The 15925-nt window shown below is 69.5% G+C and carries 11 protein-coding genes and 1 tRNA gene; 7 read left to right on the top strand and 5 right to left on the bottom strand.

All coding sequences use genetic code 11. The annotated features are described in order from the left end of the window. Positions 1 to 8: 8 nt before the first annotated feature. Positions 9 to 1634, bottom strand: coding sequence for a long-chain fatty acid--CoA ligase (locus tag BJ988_RS01135; protein WP_179656291.1), 1626 nt, complete (start codon positions 1632 to 1634; stop codon positions 9 to 11). Positions 1635 to 2140: 506 nt separating this feature from the next. On the opposite strand from BJ988_RS01135, the gene BJ988_RS01140 reads away from it, so the two are divergent. Both BJ988_RS01140 and BJ988_RS01145 read left to right on the top strand, forming a co-directional pair. After that, positions 2141 to 3436 (top strand): HNH endonuclease, encoded by a 1296-nt coding sequence (locus tag BJ988_RS01140; RefSeq protein ID WP_179656292.1) that lies wholly within the window; start codon positions 2141 to 2143, stop codon positions 3434 to 3436. Positions 3437 to 3502: 66 nt separating this feature from the next. Beyond that, positions 3503 to 4564 (top strand): DUF1152 domain-containing protein, encoded by a 1062-nt coding sequence (locus tag BJ988_RS01145; RefSeq protein WP_179656293.1) that lies wholly within the window; start codon positions 3503 to 3505, stop codon positions 4562 to 4564. A 6-nt stretch (positions 4565 to 4570) separates the two neighbouring features. Here BJ988_RS01145 and yczR read toward each other — a convergent pair whose 3' ends face one another. Then, positions 4571 to 6001, bottom strand: coding sequence for a MocR-like transcription factor YczR (yczR, locus tag BJ988_RS01150; RefSeq protein WP_179656294.1), 1431 nt, complete (start codon positions 5999 to 6001; stop codon positions 4571 to 4573). A 78-nt stretch (positions 6002 to 6079) separates the two neighbouring features. On the opposite strand from yczR, the gene yczE reads away from it, so the two are divergent. Next, positions 6080 to 6706 carry a membrane protein YczE gene (gene yczE, locus BJ988_RS01155; RefSeq protein ID WP_343051382.1) on the top strand — a complete coding sequence of 209 codons (627 nt, stop codon included), beginning with the start codon at positions 6080 to 6082 and terminating at the stop codon, positions 6704 to 6706. A 22-nt stretch (positions 6707 to 6728) separates the two neighbouring features. Here yczE and BJ988_RS01160 read toward each other — a convergent pair. Beyond that, positions 6729 to 6805 (bottom strand) — tRNA-Arg (locus BJ988_RS01160). A gap of 225 nt (positions 6806 to 7030) precedes the next feature. On the opposite strand from BJ988_RS01160, the gene BJ988_RS01165 reads away from it, so the two are divergent. Next, the gene (locus tag BJ988_RS01165) at positions 7031 to 9001 is read left to right on the top strand and encodes a chromosomal replication initiator protein DnaA (RefSeq protein WP_179656295.1); all 1971 of its coding nucleotides are present in this window, start codon (positions 7031 to 7033) and stop codon (positions 8999 to 9001) included. A 2-nt stretch (positions 9002 to 9003) separates the two neighbouring features. On the opposite strand, the gene BJ988_RS01170 is transcribed toward BJ988_RS01165, so the two are convergent. Together BJ988_RS01170 and BJ988_RS01175 are read right to left on the bottom strand one after the other, a co-directional pair. Next, positions 9004 to 9834 (bottom strand): N-acetylmuramoyl-L-alanine amidase, encoded by an 831-nt coding sequence (locus BJ988_RS01170; RefSeq protein ID WP_179656296.1) that lies wholly within the window; start codon positions 9832 to 9834, stop codon positions 9004 to 9006. A gap of 16 nt (positions 9835 to 9850) precedes the next feature. Next, complete coding sequence (locus tag BJ988_RS01175) at positions 9851 to 11275, bottom strand: aminopeptidase P family protein (RefSeq protein WP_179656297.1); 1425 nt, start codon at positions 11273 to 11275, stop codon at positions 9851 to 9853. 119 nt (positions 11276 to 11394) lie between these two features. On the opposite strand from BJ988_RS01175, the gene BJ988_RS01180 reads away from it, so the two are divergent. The 3 genes from BJ988_RS01180 to BJ988_RS01190 are packed head-to-tail and all read left to right on the top strand — an operon-like array spanning position 11395 to position 15924. Next, complete coding sequence (locus BJ988_RS01180; RefSeq protein WP_179656298.1) at positions 11395 to 12885, top strand: serine hydrolase domain-containing protein; 1491 nt, start codon at positions 11395 to 11397, stop codon at positions 12883 to 12885. Positions 12886 to 12895: 10 nt separating this feature from the next. After that, a complete protein-coding gene (locus tag BJ988_RS01185; protein ID WP_179656299.1) occupies positions 12896 to 14062 on the top strand; it encodes a PrsW family intramembrane metalloprotease in 1167 nt (388 codons plus the stop codon). Beyond that, positions 14059 to 15924 (top strand): dynamin family protein, encoded by a 1866-nt coding sequence (locus BJ988_RS01190; RefSeq protein ID WP_179656300.1) that lies wholly within the window; start codon positions 14059 to 14061, stop codon positions 15922 to 15924. Before BJ988_RS01185 ends, BJ988_RS01190 begins: the two co-directional genes overlap by 4 nt. Position 15925 lies beyond the last annotated feature (1 nt).

A 15925-nucleotide genomic window follows, 5' to 3' on the forward strand; every position in this document is an offset into this window, starting at 1 on the left:
GCCTCCAGCTAGGCCGTGGGCAGCTTGTAGTCGGAGTGCTCCTCGCGCAGGGTCTTCTTGGAGAACTTGCCGACCGAGGTCTTGGGCACCTCGTCGATGAAGACCACGTCGTCCGGCACCTGCCACTTGCCGAGGCTCTCGGCGAGGTAGCCGAGCAGCTCTTCCTTGGTGATCGACTCGCCCTCCTTGACCACCGCGAACGCCAGCGGCCGCTCACCCCACTTGGGATGCGGCACCGCGACGACCGCGGCCTCGGCGATGCTCGGGTGGCCCATGATCAGGTTCTCGATCGCGACGGTCGAGATCCACTCGCCACCGGACTTCACCAGGTCCTTGGTGCGGTCGACGATGCGTACGTAGCCGAGCGGGTCGATCGCGGCGATGTCACCGGTGCGCAGCCAGCCGTCAGGAGAGAAGGAGCTCGGCGCGTCGACCTTGTAGTAGCCCGACGCGATCCACGGGCCACGGCACTCGAGCTCGCCGGTCGTCTCACCGTCCCAGGGGAGCTCGTCGGTGGTCCCGGGCTCCACGATGCGGAGCTCGACACCGACGGCCGGGATGCCCGGCGACGTACGGTAGTCCGCCTTCTCCTCCTCGGACAGGCCGGCGATCTCGGCCCGCTCGTTGAAGACGCTGCCGAGCGGCGACATCTCGGTCATGCCCCACGCCTGGGTGATCGGCAGACCGATCGCCTCGCGCCAGGCCTCCGAGAGCGACTTCGGCACCGCGGACCCGCCGCAGATCACCACGCGCAGCGAGGAGAGGTCGGCGTCCTTCAGGAGCGGGACCATGCCCATCCAGATCGTGGGTACGCCGGCGGCGATCGTCACCTTCTCGGCCTCGAGGAGCTTGATGATGCCGGCGGGCGAGAGGTCGGGCCCGGGCAGGATCAGGTTGGACCCCGCCAGCAGCGAAGAGTGGGCGAAGCCCCAGCCGTTGGCGTGGAAGAACGGCACGACCGGCAGTACGCGGTCTCGGTCGTTGGTGCCGAAGAGGCTGCCGGCCAGGGAGGCCAGGGCGTGCAGGTACTGGGAGCGGTGCGAGTAGAGGACACCCTTCGGATTGCCGGTGGTGCCGGAGGTGTAGCAGATCCCGGCGGCGGCGCGCTCGTCGGTGACCCGGCCGTCGATCGCCACCTCCTCGGCGTCGGCCATCAGCTCCTCGTAGGAGACGACCCGGGGGTCGTCGGGGAACGGTGTCGGCGCCCCGTCGTCCATCACGATCACGTGCTTGAGCGTGGTCAGCTGGGGAAGGAGCGGGGCCAGGAGACCGAGCAGCGACCGATCCACGAAGACAGCCTCGTCCTCGGCGTGGTTGAACGTGTAGACGAGCTGCTCGGGGAAGTAGCGGATGTTGCCGGTGTGCAGCACCCGGCCGGTGCACGGGACGGAGTAGTAGAGCGCCAGGTGGCGAAGGGTGTTCCACGCGAAGCTCGCCACCCGGCCGCCCTCGGAGATGCCCAGCCGGTCGAGCACTCCGGCCTGCTTTCGCACCTCCACGGCGAGGTCCTTGAACGTGTTGCGCTCCAGACCTGTGGCGGTCTTGGTGACGATCTCCCGCGTCGGGAAGACGCGCTCGGCGCGCCGGATGATCGTTTCGATGGTCAGCGGTGCGTCCTGGATCAGTCCTAGCATGGGCACATCGTGACCCAACGTGGCGCGGGTCACAACGAGTTCGGGTGAACTTCTTGTTCGGTGGGCATCGGTGGTCGAGCTTGTCGAGACCTCGCCCCGCTGGTCGAGACCTCGCCCCGCTGGTCGAGACCTCGCCCCGCTGGTCGAGACCTCGCCCCGCTGGTCGAGCCGCCGGAGCCGCTAGGCGGAGGCGTGTCGAGACCAACACGGTTCTCGTCGGGGAAACCTCGCTGAGCGACTGTTTCTTCGTCTCCAGGTTCGCCGCCGACCCTTTCTCGAGTGTTTCTCGATCAGCCGCCGCGTCAAGGACGGGCTTCGCCCGCCGCTTCGCGGTGGCCTTCGGCCATCCTTGACTCGGCACCTGATCGAGAAAGATTTCGCCATTATCGGGGCGGCGGCGAGGGTGTGGCGCGGGGTTCAGGTTGCTTGTTCGCTGACTGCGTAAATCGGTTCTGACCAGCAAAAACAGGTAGCCACAGACGACTCTTTCACATATAATGAGGCGTATGAACGAGACCGTCGACCAGCTCCTCACCGGGCCGCCCCTGGGCGCGTCCGAGGGCGAGCTGGTCGACTGGATCTCTCGTCTCGAAGAGATCAAGTGTGTGGCTGAGGCCGCGCAGGCAGAAGCAGCGGTACGCCTCGAGGAAGCCACCCGCGCCCGGCAGGCCGAGGCCGGGATCCCCGCCCGCAAGCTCGGCGAAGGCGTGGCCTCGCAGATCGCGCTGGCGAGGCGCGTCTCACCGGCCAAGGGCGCCACACTGCTCGGGCTGGCGAAGATCCTTCTCGCGGAGATGCCCCACACCTTCGCTCTGATGAAGGCGGGCCTGTTCTCGCAGTGGCAGGCCACGATCCTCGCCCGCGAAGCCGCCTGCCTCTCGATGGAGGACCGGCGGGTCATCGACTACCAGCTCTGCGCGCCCAGCCCCGACGGCGAACCGCCTGCTGTGGTGACGATGGGACTGCGACAGCTCGAGAACGCCGCCAAGAAGCTCGCCATCACCCTCGACCAGGAATCCGTCGTCAACCGAGCCGCGAACGCAGAGAAAGACCGCCGAGTCAGCGTGCGACCGGCACCGGACACGATGACCTGGCTGGGTGCGCTGCTCCCGGTCAAGGACGGCGTTGCCGTCTACGCCGCACTCGATCAGGCGGCCAAGGCTGCCCAAGCTGCTGGGGATGAACGGACCCGCGGACAGGTCATGGCCGACACCCTGGTAGACCGTGTCGCCGGACGTGACGGCGTCGATGCGAAGCCTCGGATCGAGGTCAAGATCGTGATGACCGCCGACGCGTTGGCTGCTGACAGCGACCAGCCCGCGATGGTGGAGAGCTACGGACCTGTCCCTGCTGCTTGGGCGCGTGAGTCGCTCGCCGATGCCGAGGTCTTCGTCCGTCGCTTGTTCACCGACCCGGCCGGGCAGCTGGTCGCGATGGAGTCCCGCTCCCGCAAAGCACCTGAAGGCCTGGCTGAGTTCATCGCCGCCCGCGACGGCGGGATCTGTCGCACCAACGGCTGTGACGCCCCGATCCGCAACGTCGACCACGTCGAACGCCACGCAGACGGCGGCACCACCAACGCCGAAAATCTTCAAGGTCTCTGTGAGAGATGCAACCAGGCGAAAGAAGCCCTCGGTTGGCAAGCCAGACCCGGACCTGACGGCAGCATCATCACCATCACGCCCACCGGGCACATCTACACCAGCCCACCACCCGACACCTGGCGACCAGACCCACCACTACTGTCCCGGGCGGAGTTCATGCTGCGCGACGTACTCCTCGACCATGACCTCGCTGCTTAGCATCAGGGACCGCTGAGTGAGCTACGACGGTGGCGCCATCGATTCTCAGCGGCCACAATCGACAGCGTGAGCACTCTCTACGTCGCGTCCGGTGGTGGGGGTGATGCCCTCGGCGCGCTCTTGGCGCGCAGGGTTCTCGAACCCGACGCAGGGAGCAGGGCTCTCGTCTCGACCTGCGCTTGGGAGCGGCTTCGGATCGACCCGGTGCCGGGGCCGCGCTCGCGGGGTGACTTCATCGGATTACGCCTGATCGACGGCGTACGTGCCGAGATATCGACCTCGGCGGACACGCTTCCTTCCGGTCGGTCCGTCTTGCCGCGGTTGGCCGGTGACGTCGATGCGCGTCTTGTGCTGCACGACTTCGCGGGTGGGGCGATCGGGCTGGGACGGCAGCTCACCCACTTCGCCCGGGCCTTGGGCGTGGACGCTCTCACCGTTGTCGATGTCGGCGGTGACATCGTCGCTCGTGGCGACGAGGCCGGACTGCTGAGCCCGTTGGCCGACTCGCTGACGCTGGCCGCGGCCCTCGACGTGGATCTTCCGGTCCGGCTCGCCGTGCTCGGTCCCGGTGTGGACGGGGAGCTGTCGGCGGAGCAGGTGACGGCGATCCTGCGCGACGTCGGCGGGAAGCGTGCGGGAGCACTCGTGGCGGCGGATGTGGACAGGTTCCGCGAACCGCTCAGCTGGCACCCCACCGAGGCGACAACGCTGGCAGCGGCCGCTGCGTACGGCCTACGGGGTGCCGTGGAGATGAGGCGGGGGCACGCGCCGGTTCCGGTGACCGAGGAGAGCGCCGCGGTGTGGCTCGTCGAGGACCTGGACCCTCACGACTTTCCGCTCGCCCGCGCGCTGAGGGACACCCGCAGCCTGGGGAGCGCCGAGTCGATCATCCGAACCATCGCCGTCGACGAGCTCGACTACGAGCGGCGACGGGCGCGGCAGCGCCGCGAGGAGCAGCCACCGCCGCTCGCGGCCGCCGAGCTCGCCAGAGCCGGCCTTGCCCGCGGCGCCTCACACATCACGACCCGCCGGCTCCTGGATGCAACCAGTGGGGACGTACCGAGCTACGAGTCGGCGCGCTTCGAGGGCCTGGGGCTGTGGGCGCTGGATGCCATGGCACGCGGCTGACGGTGGTCAGACCACGGCCTCGGCGGTGGTGAGGGTCAGCGCAGGGGCGGAGGCGGCGCGGGGCCAGACCTCGGCGAGGATCTCGACACCACGGCGGACGAGCTCGGGACGGGGCGTGATCGCCAGTCGCAGGTGACGCTCGTACGCCCCGTCGACCCCGAACCGAGGACCGGCGGTGACGAGCAGCCCGTGCGGCCTGGCGGCGAGGGTGAGCTGCGAGCTCACCGGAGCGGGGAGACCGACCCAGGCGGAGAGCCCGCCGTCGAGACGCGGCGGCAGCTCCCAGTCGGGAAGGTGCTGGCGCATCGCGTGGTAGAGCGCGGCCCGGCCGGCGGCGAGCTGCGCGGCGCGCTCCTCGAGGATCTCGGGGAGATGCTGGAACAGGATGGTGGTGACCAGCTGCTCCCAGATCGGGGTGCCGAGGTCGGTGGCGGAGCGTCCGCTGGCGATCTGGGTCAGCAGCACCGGGTCGGCCCGGATCCAGCCGATCCGCAGCCCGCCCCACAGCATCTTGCTCGCCGAGCCGATGTGAACGACCCGGGCCTGCTGCTCGTCCGCCATCGCGGCGAGCGGCGGGAAGGTCTGGCTGCGGTCGATGTCCAGCTCGGCGGTGGTGTCGTCGACCACCACAAGGGTGTCGACCTTCGCTGCAGCGTGCAGCAGGCGGAGCCGGTCCTCGGTCGACATCGAGCGAGACGTCGGGTTGTGGAAGTCGGGCATGACGTACGCCATCACGGGGGTGGTCCGGGCGATGGCCGCCTCCATCGCGGGCATGTCCCAACCGGCGTCGGTGGTCACCGGGCTCGTGATGATCCGGGCTCCGGCGAGGCTCAGGGCGTCGTACGCGTTGGGGTAGGACGGGCTCTCGGCGTAGGCCCGGTCGCCGCGGCTGATCACGGTGCGGGCGAGCAGGGCGATCGCGCTCTGGCCGCCGGTGGTCACCATGATCTGGTCGGGATCGGTCGGCAGGCCGCGCACGGTGTAGCGCGCCGCGATCTCAGCGCGGAGCTCCTCGATGCCCCATAGCGTGTAGCCGGGTCCGGCCATGTGATCGGCCAGCCGCCGGGTCGCCTCGACGGCGGCCTCCGGGAGCCGCCGGGTGGCGGGCAGGGTGGCCCTGACCAGGTCGATCTCGCCGCCCTCGGTGAAGGAGTCGGGCGCGGTGGGCGGAAGCTTCGTCGTGGTGCCCGAGCCCTGGACGCTCAGCGCGTAGCCGCGCTCCCGCAGCCGACGGTAGGCGGCGGTGATCGTCGTACGGCTCAGCATCAGCCGCTCGGAGAGCTCGCGCTCGGAGGGCAGTCGCACGTCGGCGGAGAGCCGCCCGTCGATCAGCAGCAGCTGGATCCGCTCGGCGAGGTTCTCGTACGCCGGGCCGTCACCTTGCCACTGACCGAGCAGGCCAGCGAGGGCTGTGGCACCGATTCTTCCGCGAGGCATGAGGCCACCTTACGCCAATTGGCACCTTTACCTTTGATTGGACCCGTGATTGGCTCTGCAATCGTGAAGGATCTCTCTGTGAAGTCGCTCTCCTGGTTGATAACTGGCCTCTTCCTCTACGGCATCGCAGTCGCCATGCTCGTCCAGGGTTCGCTCGGCCTGGCCCCCTGGAACGCGCTGGCCTCCGGACTCGTCGAGATCACCGGGATCTCCTTCGGGGCGATGACCAGCCTGATCGGGCTATTCGTTCTGCTGCTCTGGATCCCGCTGCGCCAGAAACCTGGGGTCGGCACCGTGCTGAACGTGGTGCTCGTCGGCGCCTCGGCGGAGATCGGCCTTCGCGTGCTGCCTCAGCCCACGGACCTGTTGGCTCAGGTCGCGCTGTTCAGTGCCGGCCTGCTTCTGCTCGCCGCGGCGACCGGCATCTACATCGCCCCCGGCCTCGGCCCGGGCCCGCGTGACGGCCTGATGACCGGCCTGCACGAGCGCACCGGCGCCCCGGTCTGGCTGTGCCGCGGGGGCGTCGAGATCACCGTGCTCGCGATCGGCTGGCTCCTGGGTGGCCTCGTCGGCGTCGGGACGGTCGCCGAGGCGCTGCTGATCGGTCCGATGGTGCACCGGACCCTGCCGTTCTTCCGGACCGCGTACGCCGGGCGGCCGGTCATCGTCGACGCCGCTGAAGCGGAAACACGCGCGGGCGCATGATTTTACCCACACGGGTTTATTGTGGCGCCCCCGACAGGATTCGAACCTGTGACCGTCGGATTAGAAGGCCGATGCTCTATCCAGCTGAGCTACGGAGGCGTGGCCCGCGGGAGCACCCCGTCCGAGGTGGGTTTGCGCAGGCCGCACCCGATCTTACTGGTCCCCGTATCCCATGTGTGCATCGCAATCCGAAACACTGACCGGAGTGTTACCAAGGTGTGGGGGGTATTTGGGCGCACTGTCCCCACACTGTCGACGTAGGTGTCCAGTTGTCGGACCACGAGGGTTCGAGACTGGGCCGGATCATCGGTAAGGTCCCCGGACATGACTATGGAGTCCATGTGCACCTCGTGCGGTGCAGCCGTCACCGGTATGCGCTTCTGCACAGGTTGTGGGACCCCCGTCAGAAGCGCTCATCAGCCGCCGTCGCAGGGTGCACCGGAGCCGGTCGCCCCGCCGCGACTGCCGCAGCGGGGTGCCGATCCTGAGCAGGGTGGTCTGTCGTTGCCGAGGCGTGGCCAGGAAGCTGCTACGCCCGCGCCTGAGGCCGACGCCGAGCCGGCACCGTTGCCGCTCGGGCAGGTCAGGCGTACGCCGGGGGCCTCGATGGCGCCCCAGCTGAACATGACCGCGCCCAGCGGTGAGCAGCCGGCCTTCGGCGGTGGCATGGCCCCGCCGCCGGCAGGTACGGACAGTGGCAGCCTGTTCGGGCTGGCGGCGCGCACGCCCAAGTTCGAGCCGGAGCTCGCCACCCAGTCGCAGTCGCTCTTCCTGCCGAAGCGCAAGCGCGCCGCGGAAGAGCCTGAGCCGACCCCGGAGGAGCCTGCGCCGCAGGCAGCCGCACCGTCGCCGATGGGCGAGCGCATGGCCGAGCCGTCAGCGCCCGAGCAGCCGATGCCCGAACCGCCGATGCCCGAGCCGATGCCCGAGCGCCACATGCCTGAGCGCCAGATGCCGGCTCAGCAGGTGCCGGAGCCTCAGCTGCAGAGCCCCGAGCCGATGGCCATGCCCCCGCTGCCCGCTCGTCCGGCCGCGGCGCACCACCAGAGCGCGGAGCACCCGACCTTTGTCGAGCCAGGGCCGCAGATGAGCGGCCCGCTCTCCGGCGAGACCCACGAGGCGATGCCGCCGGTCGAGCATCATCGCCAGCCCGAGCCGCCCCGTCCGGACGAGACCCAGGTCGCGATGAGTCCTCGGTTCGACGCCGCCGACGACGCCCCTGGCGGCACCCGTCCGCGCGATGAGTTCGAGCAGTTCGCGCCGCCGCAGCAGTTCGACGCTCCGGCGGCCGAGGCACGCTACGAGGACGACCAGGCCGGCCAGGCCGGCCAGGCTCCGCAGCCTGCGGCGTACGGTGATCCCGCCTACGCCCCGCTCGCGCCGCAGCTCGAGCCGGACCAGAACCAGTGGTCCCAGGGCTACGACCAGCCCTATGAGCCTGCCTACGATCAGGGGTACGACCAGGGTTACGACCAGTCCTTCGGGCAGCCGCAGGACAGGGCCGAGGAGCCGTTCGGTCAACCGTACGAGGACCCCTACGCTCAGAACGTCTACGCCGACGCCACCCTCGTGGGCCAGCCGCCGGTCGGCGGCGGACCCAGCACCCCGGCGCCGCCTCCGATGGCGCCTCAGGGCTACGACCCCTACGGCAACGCCTACGACGCCCACTACGAGCCGCAGCGTCAGGGCAAGGGGCCCGGTGGGTTCAACCTGAAGCGCTGGGGCCTGATCGTCCTCGTGGTGGCGGTCGTGGTCGCGATCATCGCCTTCGTCATCGGCCTGGTCAACGACGGCGACGCCAACGCGAAGACCGGCAGCACCCAGGGCGCCACCACGGCCGAAAGCGGTCCGGCGGCCGAGGCCGGGAAGATCGACGAGCTCATCAAGACCTCGGCCAAGGACAAGGCGGCCATCGGCGCCGCCCAGGCCGACCTCCAGGCGTGCGAGAACATCGACGAGGCGATCAAGACCTTCGAGGACGCCGCGGCGTCCCGGAAGACGCTGGCGACGAAGGTCGCCAAGATCGACACCGCCGTCCTCCCGGGGTCGCGGAAGCTCGTCAAGAACCTCGAGTCCGCATGGCTGACTTCGCAGAACGCCGACCTCGCCTTCGCGGCCTGGGGCGAGAAGCGCAAGGTCAACGCCGACGGTGAGTGCTTCGGTGGCAAGGGCAAGCTGGCGAAGGCGACCGAGCTGAGCCAGGCCAGCCACGACTCGAAGAAGGCGGCCGCCAAGGCGTGGGGGCCGATCGCCGAGGAGTACAACCTCGAGCCGGTCGAGTGGAGAAAGCTCTAGTCTCAGCGTGAGCGGAGGTACGCCGCCATCGCCCGTTTGATGGCGGCGGCCACCCTCGCCTGGAACCGGTCGGACTTCAGCAGGCGCGCGTCCTGGGCGTTGCGCATGTTGCCCGTCTCGAGCAGCACCTGCGGCACGGTGGTCAGATTGAGGCCGGCGAGGTCGTCGCGCTCCACGAACCCGCCCTCGCCGAGGTAGGAGGCCAACGGCATCCCGGTCTTCCGCAACTCGGTACGGAGCATCCGGGCGTAGCGTCGCGAGGGCTGGACGACCTCGTCGTTGGTGCCCGAGGGCACCGGGACCAGCAGCGAGTAGCCGCGCTCCGAGGTGGCAGCGCCATCGGCATGGATGTCGATCGCGACGTCGGCCTTCGCGTCGTTGATGATCTTGGCCCGCTTGTCGATGCACGGCCCGACCCCGTCGTTGCTGTCCCGGGTCATGACCACCTTCGCGCCGGAGGCCCGCAGGTCGGCGGCGAGCTTCGTGGCCACCGCCCAGGTGAAGTCGGTCTCCGGGTAGCCGTCGTCGGTCGCGGTGCCGGTGGTGTTGCACGGGCTCTGCGAGCGCCCGTTCCACACCGGCTCGTTGATCACCTCGGGCGCGCCCGCGTTGCCGCCGTTGTGTCCCGGGTCGATCCCGACCACGGCCCCCGCGAAGACGTTCTCGGTCGACACCGACCCGGAGGCCGACGCGGACGGCGCTGCCCCGGGACCCGCGGACGAGGCGGGTCCCGAGGTCGGGGCACGACCGGCGCTGCACGCGGCCACCGGCAGCACAAGCAGCGCGACGGCCGCGAGAGATGCCCTCCGGCGTACGGCTTCGGTCACAGCCATCCGGGGCACTCGCCTCTCAGAGGTGCTGACCCATCCACGCCTCGACGTCGTCGGCGGTCCGTGGAAGGCCCTTGGACATGTTCACCGAGCCGTCCTTGGTGACGACGATGTCGTCCTCGATGCGGATGCCGATGCCGCGCAGCTCCTCGGGGACGAGCTTGTCCTCCTTCTGGAAGTAGAGGCCAGGCTCGACGGTGAGGACCATGCCCTCCTGCAGCGGGCCCTCGATGTAGGTCTCCTTCGAAGCCGAGGCGCAGTCGTGGACGTCGAGACCGAGCATGTGCGAGACACCGTGGAGGGTCCAGCGGGAGTAGGTCTTGTTGTCCTCGGAGAGCGCCTCGTCGACGGAGACAGGGAGCAGCCCGAGGTCGTCGAGGCCGTGGGCGAGGATCTCCATCGCGGCGAAGTGGCCTGCTCGGAAGGTGACGCCTGGACGGATCGCCTCGATGCCGGCCTGCTGGGCCTTGTAGACGAGCTCGTAGAGGTTGCGCTGAAGCGGCGTGAACTTCCCGGAGATGGGAAGCGTGCGGGTGATGTCGGCGGTGTAGAGGTTGTGGCCCTCGACACCCATGTCGAGCAGCACCATCTCGCCCGGGACGATCGGGCCGTTGTTGTCGATCCAGTGCAGCGTGGTGGCGTGGGACCCGCCGCCGACGATCGAGTCGTAGCCGAGGTCGTTCCCCTCGGCGCGGGCGCGGCGGAAGAAGGTGCCCTCGATCCAGCGCTCGCCGTGCTTCAGCACCTGGTCCCACTCGCTGACCGCGTCGGTGAAGCCGCGCACAGTGATGTCGCAGGCCTCCTGCAGCTCGCCGAGCTCCCACTCGTCCTTGATCAGACGCAGCTCGGAGAGCGCCTTGGCGAACTCCTCGTCACGCGAGCTCTCGGCCGGGGCGACCAGCTTGTCGACGTCGGCCGAGACGCCACGGAGGACCCGGGTCGGGGTGTTGCCGGCGAGCTCGGACTCGAGCTGGTCGACGTGGCGTACCTCGATCCCCAGCGAGTCGGAGAGCTCACGGGCCGACGGGCGCGCGCCGGCCCAGAGCGCGCCGTACTGACGGTCGCGGAAGAACTCGTCGGAGTCGCGACCGCTGCGCGGGCGGGCGTACAGCACCGAGGTGCCGTCGGGCTCGATCACGACGACGGCGTCGGAGGTCTGGTTGCCGGTGAGGTGGACATGAGCGGTGTCGGCGCGGAAGCGGTAGTCGGTGTCGTTGGCGCGGACCTTGTAGGTGCCGGCCGGGACGACCAGGCGCGCGCCCGGGAAGATGCCTGCGAGCCGCTCGCGGCGCGCGGCCGCCCACGGCGTGATCGGATGCTCGGGCACCTCGGCCTCGCGGTCGTCCCAGCCCTCCCTCATGAACTTCGACCAAGCCTCCGGAACCGGCTGGTCGTGGCTCTCGGTGTGGTCTTCTGCAGGGGAGGGGGCGCCGTTTTCCGTCATAGCGGAATCGTACGCCGTGGCCGAATGCCCTCGCGCACGGCTGATACCGACTTTCGTCAGTGTGCGTACCTTCCGTAAGGCAGGTACGCAGACACCTCGCCCAGCCCCATGATGAATGCATGTCTCGCGTGCACAGCCTCCTCTCCGTCACCGCTCTGGTGCTTGTCCTGACGTCGCTGATGAGCGCCGGTCCAGCCATCGCCCAGCCCACGGCGTTGGACACCGAGAGGATCGACGACTTCGTCAGCTCCTACCTCGACCGGCACGGGCTGCCGGGGGCCGAGATCGCCGTGGTGCGCGACGGCGATCTCGTCCACGAGCGTGGATTCGGGGAGACCTCGGAGGGCCGGCAGGTGACGCCGACGACGAAGATGCGGATCGCATCGGTCTCGAAGTCGATCACGGCGTTTGCCGTGATGCAGCTCGTCGACCATGGGAAGGTGGAGCTCGATCAGCCGGTGAGGCGCTATCTGCCGGAGTTCGAGATGGCGGACGCGCGGGCTGCCGAGATCACGGTCCGGCAGCTGCTCAGCCACACCTCGGGTCATGCCACCCCGACGATCATCCCGCCGGCGGACACGCTGGAGGAGGGGGTCGCGCGTCAGCGGGAGTGGGCGCTGACGGCCGACCCCGGGACGCGTTACCGCTACAGCAACGGCAACTTCTGGACCGCCGCCAGGTTGGTCGAGGTGGTCAGCGGGACCGACTTCGACGACTACCTGCAGGCGAACGTCTTCGAGCCGCTGCGGATGGACGACACGGTCAGCACGACGACCAGCAACGAGCGTGTCGCGGGGCTCGCGGATGGACACGTGCTGGCGTACGGGCGGGGGTGGAAGTGGTCCGAGATGGAGGCGATGGTCGCTGGAGCGGGCGGCATGGTGACGACAGCTCACGACATGGCGCAGTGGCTGGCGATGCAGCAGCGCGGCGGTGTCGGTCCGGACGGCCGGCGCCTGCTCTCGGAGGACCTGGTCCGGGAGTCGCACACGGTGCAGCCGGGCGCTGGGTCGGCACGGGCCGGCCTCGGCTGGGTCGGTTCCGCCGCCGGGGTCGAGCCCGCGCGGCTCGGGCACGGCGGCACCGACGTGACCGTCAGTGCGCAACAGCACCTGGTGCCGAGCAGCGGCTATGGCGTGATGGTGATCCTGAACAGCTCGACGATCGTGACCGGTCACCCGTGGAGCATCAGCGACGGCATCATCGAGATCACCGAGGGCCATGAGCCCGGCACCAACGCCCCCGTCGCGACTCTGGTCGACCTCGGTCTCGGCGTACTGACCATCCTCACGGTCGGCATGGGCGTCATCGGGCTGCGAAGGGCTCCCGCGTGGGCGAAACGCCGAGCGGCATGGCCGCTGTGGCGTTACGTTCTTCGGTTGCTGCCACAGCTGATCGCGCCGGCGGTCGTGGTGCTGCTGTTCGGGGTCGCCACCACCTTGCAGGACAACAGTGCTGTCCCGGCCGACGTGCTCGGACTCCACCCGGCCGCGATGATCCTTCTGCTCGCCGGAGCAGCGGTCGGCATCGCCCTGATCGTCGCTCGGCTGATGGGGCGAAGAACGTCTCGACCGGCGTCCCTTCCCAACGAGGAGGCATCCGCCCGATAGTCTGGCGCGCATGGGGGCGATCCCGAAGGATCCGACGAAAAGCAACCGCACGTTCACCATCGTGGTGGGCGTGCTCGTTGTGCTGACCTCTTTGCCGGTTCTCGGGATCGTTCTGCTGAGCACCAGCGTCGTCGATGACCATCTTGCCCCGACCGGCGCGATCCTGGGCGTTCTCTTCGCAGCCATCCCGGTCGTTCCGCTGGTCTACGCCTTCCTGTGGCTCGATCGCTACGAGCCCGAGCCGAAGTCGCTGCTCGCCCTCGGTCTGGGGTGGGGCGCCTTCGTCGCCGTCGCGGCCGCGTTGATCGTGCAGAGCGTCGGGGCGCTGGTCGCCGGATGGAGCCAGGCGACGCAGCTGGCGATCGTGGCGCCGGTCACCGAGGAGGCGGCCAAGGGGCTGTTCCTCCTCGTGCTGCTGGTCTGGCGCCGCCACCTTCTCGACGGCGTGCTCGACGGGATCGTCTACGCCGGCATGGTCGGCATCGGCTTCGCGTTCACCGAGAACATCCTCTACCTCGGCGGCACCTACAACGGCACGCCCGGCATGGGCGACAGCTCCACTGGACACCTCGGCGAGTTCACCGCCGTCTTCGTGATGCGCTGCCTGTTCAGCCCCTTCGCCCACCCGCTCTTCACCGCCTTCATCGGCATCGGCATCGGCGTCGCGGTGGTGACTCGCAAGCGCTGGCTGAAGGTCGTCGCGCCGCTGCTGGGCTTCGCCGCAGGCGTGCTCGCCCACGGGACCTGGAACGGCTCGACACTGCTCTATGACGGGGCCGGGTTCCTGCTGGCGTACGTCGTGGTGATGGTGCCCGCGTTCGTCTCGATGGTGATCTTCGCGGTCTGGCGGCGAAAGTCGGAGCGCATCGTGCTGACACGGTCGCTGACCGACGCCGCCCAACGCGGGCTGATTCCCTACACCGACATCGACTGGGTGGTCGATCTGCGGCGCAGGGAGCAGGCGCGGAAGTTCGCGGCGGCGCACGGAGGCGCTCGAGGGGTTGCGGTCATGCGTGAATACCAGCAGGCTGCGATCGAGCTCGGATACTTGCACTGGCGATTCCTGCGCGGCAACCCGCCGCCAGACTTCGCCGCCCGGGGGAGGGCATACGTTGACCGAATCAGTGAGGTACGTCCACACATCGCATTTCCGAACGGAAAGGTGATGAGCGGATGACAGAGGAACAGACACCCGACGGCGTCGCTCCGGAGAATGCTCCGGAGGCTGGGCCCACGGCCTACGAGGCGCGGACCGCAGGGATGCTCGCCGAGCAGCCGACGACCGAGTTCGAGGCCACCAAGGCCGAGCTCCTGGCGTCCGGCGGCGAGAGCAACCGCATGGTGACCGCGCTCGTCCAGCTCCACCAGGCGCTCACCGAGGTCACCCTGCCGCTGGACCTGCCCGGCGCCGAGGAGCAGCGCGCCACCCGGCAGAACATGGTCGAGCAGCTCGAGAACTACGTGATCCCGCGGATGATGACCATCGACGCGCCGCTGCTCGCGGTCGTCGGCGGCTCCACGGGGGCCGGCAAGTCGACGCTGGTGAACTCGCTGGTCGGGACCAAGGTGACCACGCCCGGGCTGCTGCGACCGACGACCCGCTCGCCCGTCCTGGTGCACAACCCCGACGACGCCCGGTGGTTCGGGCAGGACCGGCTGCTGCCGGAGCTGGAGCGGGTCCAGCACCCGACCAACGACCCCGGAGCGCTGCAGCTGGTCGCCAGCGACCTGCTCCACCCCGGACTCGCCGTCCTGGACGCGCCCGACGTGGACTCCGTCGAGGAGGCCAACCGGGTGCTCGCGGCCGAGCTGCTCGCCGCAGCCGACCTGTGGGTGTTCGTCACCTCGGCCGCGCGCTACGCCGACCAGGTGCCCTGGGAGTTCCTCCAGCTGGCCGCCAACCGATCCACCGCGGTGGCGGTGGTGCTCGACCGGACCCCGCCCGACGCCGTCCAGACCGTCGCCGGCCATCTGGCCCGGATGCTCGCCTCGCGCGGGCTCAAGGACTCTCCGCTCTTCATCGTCCACGAGGGTGAGGTCTCCGAGCACGGGCTGCTGCCGAGCGAGCACGTCGCCGAGGTGCGTGCCTGGCTCGACATGCTCGCCGACGACGCCACCGCGCGTCACCAGGTCGTCACCCAGACGCTCGACGGTGCGGTGCGGGCGCTGACCCTGGAGGTCCACCCGATCGCCGACACCGCGGACGGTCAGGGCGAGGCTGCGCAGCGGCTGCGTACGGATGCCGACATGGCCTACGACAACGCGCTCAAGTCGATCATGGCGGCGACCGCCGACGGGACGTTGCTGCGTGGCGAGGTGCTCGCGCGCTGGCAGGAGTTCGTCGGCACCGGCGAGATCCTCAAGGCGCTGGAGACCCGGGTCGGGATGATCCGCGACAAGATCCTCGGCTCGATCAAGGGCAAGCCGCAGCAGGCCGAGCGGGTGACCGCGGCCGTGCAGGGCGGTCTGGAGATGCTGATCCTGGAGCAGTGCGAGGCTGCCGCCGAGAACGCGGAGGCCGCCTGGCAGATGAGTCCGGCAGGGCGCGGGCTGCTTGCGGCCGGACCCGCCGACCTCGGCCGGGCCTCGCGTGCGCTGCGGCCCAAGGCCGAACGCGCGGTGCGCGACTGGCAGCAGGACGTGCTCGAGATGGTGCGCAGCGAGGGGCAGGACAAGCGTACGACCGCGAAGTTCCTCTCCTACGGTGTCAACGGCCTCGGCGTCGCGCTGATGGTGGTCGTCTTCGCCTCGACCGGAGGGGCGCTCGTCGGTGCCGAGGTGGGCATCGCCGGCGGCACCCTCCTGATCGGCCAGAAGCTTCTGGAGGCGGTCTTCGGCGACCAGGCCGTGCGCGGGCTCGCGTTCCGGGCACGCAAGGCGCTGGAGGAACGCATCGTGGGCCTTGTCGACGAGGAGCGTGCTCGCTACACCGGTCAGGTCGACGCACTGCAGATCGACCACGGCGCACCGGAGCGGCTGCGGCACGCCGCGCGGAAGGTAGGCGACGCTCGGTTCGCCAGCCAGCGCAGCGATGACTGAG

The sequence above is a fragment of the Nocardioides panzhihuensis genome (assembly GCF_013408335.1).
Taxonomy (GTDB): domain Bacteria; phylum Actinomycetota; class Actinomycetes; order Propionibacteriales; family Nocardioidaceae; genus Nocardioides; species Nocardioides panzhihuensis.

What these genes read in the sequence shown, in the direction of transcription:
- yczR (WP_179656294.1), bottom strand. Translation starts at nt 6,001, where the DNA reads ATGCCTCGCGGAAGAATCGGTGCCACAGCCCTCGCTGGCCTGCTCGGT.
- BJ988_RS01185 (WP_179656299.1), top strand. Translation starts at nt 12,896, where the DNA reads ATGGGGGCGATCCCGAAGGATCCGACGAAAAGCAACCGCACGTTCACC.
- BJ988_RS01165 (WP_179656295.1), top strand. Translation starts at nt 7,031, where the DNA reads ATGACTATGGAGTCCATGTGCACCTCGTGCGGTGCAGCCGTCACCGGT.
- BJ988_RS01175 (WP_179656297.1), bottom strand. Translation starts at nt 11,275, where the DNA reads ATGACGGAAAACGGCGCCCCCTCCCCTGCAGAAGACCACACCGAGAGC.
- BJ988_RS01140 (WP_179656292.1), top strand. Translation starts at nt 2,141, where the DNA reads ATGAACGAGACCGTCGACCAGCTCCTCACCGGGCCGCCCCTGGGCGCG.
- BJ988_RS01190 (WP_179656300.1), top strand. Translation starts at nt 14,059, where the DNA reads ATGACAGAGGAACAGACACCCGACGGCGTCGCTCCGGAGAATGCTCCG.
- BJ988_RS01170 (WP_179656296.1), bottom strand. Translation starts at nt 9,834, where the DNA reads ATGGCTGTGACCGAAGCCGTACGCCGGAGGGCATCTCTCGCGGCCGTC.
- BJ988_RS01135 (WP_179656291.1), bottom strand. Translation starts at nt 1,634, where the DNA reads ATGCTAGGACTGATCCAGGACGCACCGCTGACCATCGAAACGATCATC.
- BJ988_RS01180 (WP_179656298.1), top strand. Translation starts at nt 11,395, where the DNA reads ATGTCTCGCGTGCACAGCCTCCTCTCCGTCACCGCTCTGGTGCTTGTC.